Annotated in this window: 8 protein-coding genes; all 8 read right to left on the bottom strand. The window is 33.1% G+C overall.

The features are described from left to right. Nucleotides 1–376: 376 nt before the first annotated feature. Complete coding sequence (locus tag AA089_RS22365; protein WP_046759251.1) at nt 377–1,243, bottom strand: alpha/beta hydrolase; 867 nt, start codon at nt 1,241–1,243, stop codon at nt 377–379. A 295-nt stretch (nt 1,244–1,538) separates the two neighbouring features. Next, on the bottom strand, nt 1,539–1,913 hold the full coding sequence (locus tag AA089_RS24370) for a hypothetical protein (RefSeq protein ID WP_082113450.1): 375 nt from the start codon (nt 1,911–1,913) through the stop codon (nt 1,539–1,541). A gap of 1 nt (nt 1,914) precedes the next feature. Next, nucleotides 1,915–2,622: a LytR/AlgR family response regulator transcription factor gene (locus AA089_RS22355; protein ID WP_046759250.1), complete on the bottom strand. Its 708-nt coding sequence runs from the start codon at nt 2,620–2,622 to the stop codon at nt 1,915–1,917. 3 nt (nt 2,623–2,625) lie between these two features. After that, the gene (locus tag AA089_RS22350) at nt 2,626–2,943 is read right to left on the bottom strand and encodes an Hpt domain-containing protein (RefSeq protein WP_046759249.1); all 318 of its coding nucleotides are present in this window, start codon (nt 2,941–2,943) and stop codon (nt 2,626–2,628) included. Nucleotides 2,944–2,948: 5 nt separating this feature from the next. Beyond that, entirely contained in the window at nt 2,949–3,998 is a 1,050-nt protein-coding gene (locus tag AA089_RS22345) for a sensor histidine kinase (protein ID WP_046759248.1), read from the bottom strand. Beyond that, complete coding sequence (locus AA089_RS22340) at nt 3,999–5,138, bottom strand: FIST signal transduction protein (protein ID WP_046759247.1); 1,140 nt, start codon at nt 5,136–5,138, stop codon at nt 3,999–4,001. After that, nucleotides 5,135–6,355, bottom strand: a complete 1,221-nt coding sequence (locus tag AA089_RS22335; protein ID WP_046759246.1) for a sensor histidine kinase — start codon at nt 6,353–6,355, stop codon at nt 5,135–5,137. Before AA089_RS22335 ends, AA089_RS22340 begins: the two co-directional genes overlap by 4 nt. Next, nucleotides 6,352–6,894: a heme NO-binding domain-containing protein gene (locus AA089_RS22330; protein WP_046759245.1), complete on the bottom strand. Its 543-nt coding sequence runs from the start codon at nt 6,892–6,894 to the stop codon at nt 6,352–6,354. Before AA089_RS22330 ends, AA089_RS22335 begins: the two co-directional genes overlap by 4 nt. Nucleotides 6,895–7,003: the final 109 nt, after the last annotated feature.

Genomic DNA, 7,003 nt, shown 5'->3' with positions numbered 1-7,003 from the left:
TTTTGTTTTAGCACAGATTTTAGCAATTCTACATGATTCGGTGGATTTTTAGATTTTTGTGAGATTCCTTGTTAGGGAAGGAATGACGTATAAGTGTAAGAGTTATAAATTTGCGTTAGCTGTGTGAACCGTGTTTTATTTTCTTAGATCAGCTTTCTGTTTATCTGTGAATATATTTTCAAAATCATTGATTAATCCATTTTTCTCAGGAATTTCCTTTTTTTTTTTGATCGTATTTTTAGCAGTAGTATCAGCTTTGACTTCTTTATAATTAACAGTAGTCGTGCTACTTAATTTTGTTATTCTTTTAGGTAAATTAGGCTTAATATATTCTACTAGTATTTTGTCAATTTCCTTCTCTATTTTGGTAAAAAGATCAATTAAAATTTGCAGTTAGGAAAACTTCTATTTTTTGTAATGTATGTAAAAAGTTTGGATTTCCCCAGCCATGTCCTTCTCCTTCGTAAAGGATATATTCATTCGGTATATTGTAATTATCTAAAGCTTCTTTTAAAATAATTCCTTGTTCTTCTGGAACTAAAAAATCCTCATCGCCATAAAATGAAATTGTTGCAGGAGAAAACTCATTTACAGCATAAAAAGGACTAATAGATTCATAGAATTCGATGTTTTCAGCTATTGACATTCCATAAAGCGTTTGCACATTGGTAATAAGTTCTGTAGTTTCTGGTTCTGAAGTATTTAAATACGATTCGTGTAAAAAGTCTGTTGGGCCAACGATATTACAAATGACTTTTACATCCTTATCTTCATCATATTTATAACCATACAACATAGATAAATGTGCGCCTGCACTAGTGCCAATGAAGGCAAATTCAGGATTTACATTATATTCACTTGCGTTCTCTTTAAAGTATTGTATAAAAAAGTTAATATCATTCGTTTGTAGTGGTATGGGACTTGTGTTTAAGTCTGCCAAGGTATAATTTAGATTGACTATTGCATACTCATTGGTATTTGTTTTAAAGTAATCATAAACGGTAATCAAATCCGCTTTATCGCCAGAAGTCCATCCTCCTCCATGAATTAATACAATCGTTTTTGTGGAGGTTTGTGATCTATTTTCAGGTAAGAATAAATCAAATGTTTGGTTTTCATTTGTTCCGTAAGAAACATTCAGCAATTCAGTTGCAGTCAGGTTAACTTCTAATGTATCATCATTTTTAGAACAAGAAATTATAGTTAACAAAGCGAAAAAAATAAAAATTATTGGCGTTTTCATGTTTACATTCAATCTATTATAACAGTCTCGGCTATGAGTAGTTGTATATATCATAACTAATGGTTTAACCGTAATATACGTTAATTTTTGATTTGACACAGATTTTAACAATCCTCCGTGATTCGGTAGATTTTTAGATTTTTGTGAGATTCCTTGTTAGGGAAGGAATGACGGAAGGAAGGCACGAGTTACAAACTCGCGCTAGCTTTCGCCTTTGGCTTCTACCAAATAAATATTTGGAATGTCAATTGTATTTTTATAACAATTGCGAAATTAGTACTCCGATTATGAGTATTTACAACCAAAATAGAATTCCATATGCTCTTACTTTATCAGCTTGTTTTGCTTTCTTTTCAAATCCATATTTTTCAAATCGTTCCATTTCTGATTCCGATATATGATCTTCTTTCCATTTCGGTTTTGGTGTAAAGAACGGAAGAATAAAAAAGGTCAACCATTCTTCATTCGTCAAAGGTTCATCTTTCCGTTTTCTCTGAAATTCTTTGTATTTTGAATACGCAACTTCTATTTCAGACTTTTGTGCTGCCGTTATATTTCGAGAATTAAATTCAGATACTGCTTTTTCAATTTGAATTTTGTCAGTACCATTTTTTATAATGTCTAATAGTTCAACATTTGAATATTTGTAAATCTTTTTGTCGCGATCCAATTTACAGCAAATCTAAACGTTTCATCAATTCAGGTCGTTTGGAACGACTTACAGGAATGACATCTTTTTTGATTAATACGCTATTGTCCTCAATATCAATGATTTTCTTTAGATTGATAATGTAGGAACGATGAATTTTTAGAAATAACGATTCAGGCAGTTTTTCTTCTATTTTCTTTAAGGTAGAATGTACGGTGTAGTTTTTGTCTTCCGTTTTGATATGAATGTAATCACCTTTGGCTTCTACTAAATAAATACTTGGAATGTCAATTTTTATCAAACGACGATCAATGTTGATGTAGAAATCATTTTCAAGTTTACTTTCCGCTTTATTTTCTGCTACTTTATTGGCAATAAGCTGTTGTTTTTTGGCTTTTTCAACCGCCATTTTAAAACGATTCGCTTTAATAGGTTTTAGTAGATAATCAACAATACACTCGTACTGAAACGCTTCAATGGCAAATTTTGGATCAGAAGTTGTCAATACAATACTCGGTGGATTTTTTAGTGTCTTTACAAAGTCAAACCCTGTAAAATCGGGCATATGAATGTCTAAAAAGATGAGGTCAACGTCATGTTCATTCAAGAATTTTATGGCTTGCATCGCATTTGGAAATTCGCCAATAAGCTGCAATCCATCAGTTTCATCGCAGAGCGTTTTTATAATTGTTCTTGCCAATTTTTCATCATCAATACTAATACAATTCATAGCTTATATAGTGTTTATATACGCAGTTATTACCGTTAAAATTTGCTCAAAATCGTCCACACCATCCATCTTTTTTTCGCGCAAATTATGTTCATACGTATTTGCTAATTCATAACTTTGTTCCAGCCCCAAAATACTAATTTTGTGCTTAATTCTGTGTACATTTTCCTCTATTTTTTTGTAATCTTTTTTAGCTAAACTATCATAATAATCCTGTTTTTCTTCTGGAAACTCAGTTTTTATGACATCAAGTAGTGTCTTTTTTATGGCTTCATCACCACGTGCAAGTTGTTCCACATAATTTAGATTTGGCTGTTCCATTCGGGTTATTTTTTTAAGGTAAAGTAAAAGGTTGAACCTTCTGTTGGCGTAGATTCAATCCAAATTTCACCTTCATAAAGATCAATAATTTTTTTCACGATGGAAAGTCCAATACCAGTCGATTTGTAATTATTTTCAAGCTTTTGAAACGCTATAAACACTTTTTTAAAGTACTTTTCTTCAATTCCTTTCCCATTATCCTGAATGTAAAATTCCCAAAAATCATCTTTATCCGTGTAGCCAATCGTAATTTCTCCAGTTGGTTTGTCATTAAATTTGATGGCATTTTTGAGCAAATTTCCAAACAATTCTTCTAACCGAAAATGATCGCCTGTAACCGTAGGTAATTTTTCAGGAATAGCAATTGTAATGTTTGTTGGAATTTTGAAACGCTCAATTACTCTTTGAATAATCTCCTTCGTGTCAACCTTATAAAAATCTTTTTCTACACTTCCGATGGATGAGTATTTTAAAATTCCTTTTACCAAGGTGTCCATTTTTTGAACATTACTACGAATGAGTTTGATGGTTTGCTGGCCATTTTCGTCCAAAAGTTCATTATAATCGTTTTGCAACCAAGTTGTCAGTGCGTCAATGCTTTGCAAAGGCGATTTTAAGTCGTGCGAAACCAAATGTGTATAATCATTTAGTTCTTGATTTTGGCGTTCTAAACTAGCAACCAATTTATCGCGCTGTTTGTTTATTTTTAAAATTTCTTTGGTTTGATTGTCAATTAAATCAACCAATGTAAGTGAATCTAATTCTAAGTTTTCTTGGTTTTCGTTTTGATTTAGTTCGTATGAATTTAGTGTGTCAATGACATTTTTTAGCTTTTTAATGATTTCTTTTTGCGATTCAGATTCATTTTTAAGCTTTTCATTTGCTTCAAACAACTCTTCCGAACTCAATTTTGTAGCGCGTTGCAACATGGCAAATTGTTCATCAGAAGTTGTATACGAACGATGTACCGCATCAAAAAAACGTTCCAAATCAGGATTGTCATGCAATTCCTTTGGCACATATTTTCGTAATTGTCTTTTGAGTAGCGGATTCATTTATTCACTAATTAAGGTAATGGTCATGGTTTGATTGTGCAATTGGCAACTTTTTTCGCCACTAAATGGTGCAATTTCTCCATAAGAATATAAACCGCAAATGGTGGTATGTTCGCCAACGACTTCAATGATTTCTTCTATTTCTTCTTCTACACGTTGGTCTAACACGAGTTTCCGTCCAATACAACTGACCAAAATTGCCAAATCGGGTTTTGTGTTGCGAGTTTCTAACGCTTGCAAAGCCGCTTGTTCAGAAGCATCAACGATATTGTCTACATTTGTCATCATCAATTGCACCCGAGAGTTTTCGAGAATATCTCCAGCTAAAATCATGGAGTTTTCCGCTTCGTCAATGTTTAAAATAGTACGCACTATGGATTGTTTTTCGTCTGTCGATTTTACTTTTAGCGGATATAATAATGCGGCTGCGGGCAATTCTTTCGATTTTTCACCCAAGTATTTTTTATATAAATCTAATGCTGGTTGATTGTCTAATTCATACAATACATTTGCTTCTGATTTTGTGACAATACGTTCTGGTCCAAAAGGTGTCCAACCGCCGTTTATGGCAAAGCTAACCTCAAGTGTTTCTCCGTATAAACCAATGGCAACAATTTCGCCTGCTTTTGGCAACTCGTTATACGAAGCAATCGTTTTTTCAAATCGTGCGGCATCGCCACATAATGCGCCAGTAATGAGCGTATCTTTTTGTGTTGCGGTGTTCATGCCAAGTGTGAGTTGACTTCCGTTGATGAAACTTCCTTCGGACACAATAAATATGTGTTTCAATCCTTCTGGTTCAAACTGTTCAATGAGCTTTTTTCCAGTAGCATAACTGTCAATCTTTTCACCAGTTGCTAATACATTTGCCGTGTTAATGACAAACGAACTTTTTTCAAATTCTATAGCAGTAATCGTAAGACTTTCATCATCTACATATTGCGATGTTATGTCTCCAGATGTAGAACCAAAAACGAATTCGCCATCTTTAAAGAGTGACTGCACTTCGTTCAAAATAGATTCACTTTCAAGCATGTATCTGTTTCCAAAAACAAACACTAATGGTTTTTTTAGTGGAATATGTTCACTTAGATATTCCCAATTGGAAGTTGTTGTTTTTTTTAATTGAACTGTTTTCATGTTTGCTTTTTTACCGTAAAAAAGAAGGTAGTACCTTTTCCAAGTTCACTTTCGAGCCAAATAGTTCCTTCGTACAAATCGACAATTTTTTTAACGATGGACAATCCAATACCTGTTGATTCTTTGCTTTTGTTTAGCGAATGGAAAATTTTGAAAATGCGGTCGTGAAACTGTTTTTCAATTCCGATTCCGTTGTCTTTAACAGAGAATTGATAAAACGAAGGTTTTTCTACATAATCAATGGTTACAATTCCTTTTTCTTTGTTACTAAACTTGATAGCATTGCTCATTAAATTTTGAAATAGTTGCTGAAACTTAGTTGGGTCGCCTTGTATTACGGGCAGTTTTTTTGCAATATGAATAGAAATATGTTCTGGAACAAATAATAGCTTTTGTAAATCGATCATTGTTTCATTTAAATCGACATCTTGCGATTCGTTGTTTTCTGAACCTGCACTCGAATATTCTAAGATGTTAGAAATTAGATTTTCCATGGTTTCCAATGTTTCCTCAATAAGCTTCAGATTTTGCAATGTTGCTTCGTCTAATGTGCCTTCATTGTCCATTTTTACCCAAGAAACCAATGCATCAATACTTCGCAAAGGTGTTTTTAAATCGTGTGAAACAATATGTGCGTATTCGTATAATTCGCTGTTGCTTTTTTCAAGTTCTTTTAAGATTTTTTCCTTTTGTTTTTCGAGATTTTTAAGTTCAGTAATATCTCTTACAATTCCTTGTGCAGCAATTGGTTTTTGGTGTTCGTCATAAATAAGTGAAGCATTTATTTGAACCCACTTTATTTCTTGTTGCTTTGTAATAATTCGTGCAGTATAATTGGTAAAAACGCCTTCTTGTAACAGTGTTTGGAACGATGAAAACGCATAGGAAGTATCGGCTTGGTAAATGAGTTTTACAATGTTTAATTTTTCTTTTGTAATATCGTATCCAAAGAAATTAGTAGCAACATTGTTCATTTTTAAGACATTTCCTTGAATGTCCATAACAACATACGCATCATTTATATTTTTAAAAACTCCTTCTAATTGAGACGATTTTTCACTGACAGTAGATGCAAGTTTAGCATTGGAAACTTTGAGTTCTTCCGACAGTACATAGAGTTCTCTAGATTTGTCTTCCAGAATTTTCTCAGCGGCTTTTCTTGCAGCTTTTTCACGTTTGAGGGCACGTTGTAATATGTCGATCTGTTCTTGACTCATTCATTCTTGTTGATGATGAATTTTACTTCTGTTCCGTCTTGCTTTATTTTTTCGAGTACAATGGTTGCCGAACTGTTAAAATGTTCAAAGGTTTTATTCATTAAACCCAAACCAAAATGATGCATTGCTCTGCTTGATTTGTAAATCATGGTTAACGAATTGGCTGTTTTTTCTTCGACTATAAATGTAGGTAATTCGGCATCAGGATATATTTTTCGAACTTCTACATGAATATGATTTTCTATAGAAGCCAACATTTCAATTGGATCTTTGTAGGTAGCCAACAATCCTGGATAGCTACTTTCTATAACGCTAAAAAAATGTTCGGCATACGTAAGTAACAAATCATCAATAGAAATCGCTGTGTGCGAGCTTAAGTTTTGCAATAATTGTAACATTTCAGAAAAACGATACGTACCAATTGCTGTATAAACACCTTCAGATGCTAGTTTTGATTGTTCAATAATGGTATCCACCATTTCTAATCCGAACTTATCTTCTACCAAGTCTAAAAATTCTGTAAATATGATTCCTTTCATTTCGAATATGTCAGGTCGAGCGCAGTCGAGACCTCTTTTTTACGATTTGCATCTACTGATCTCTCGACTGCGCTCGAGATTGTAAAGGTTAAGTAATTCGTTGACACTT

This window comes from Kordia jejudonensis (assembly GCF_001005315.1).
Lineage (GTDB): Bacteria > Bacteroidota > Bacteroidia > Flavobacteriales > Flavobacteriaceae > Kordia > Kordia jejudonensis.
Note: the sequence above shows the minus strand (reverse complement) of the source record. Positions and strands in the feature narration are given on the sequence as shown.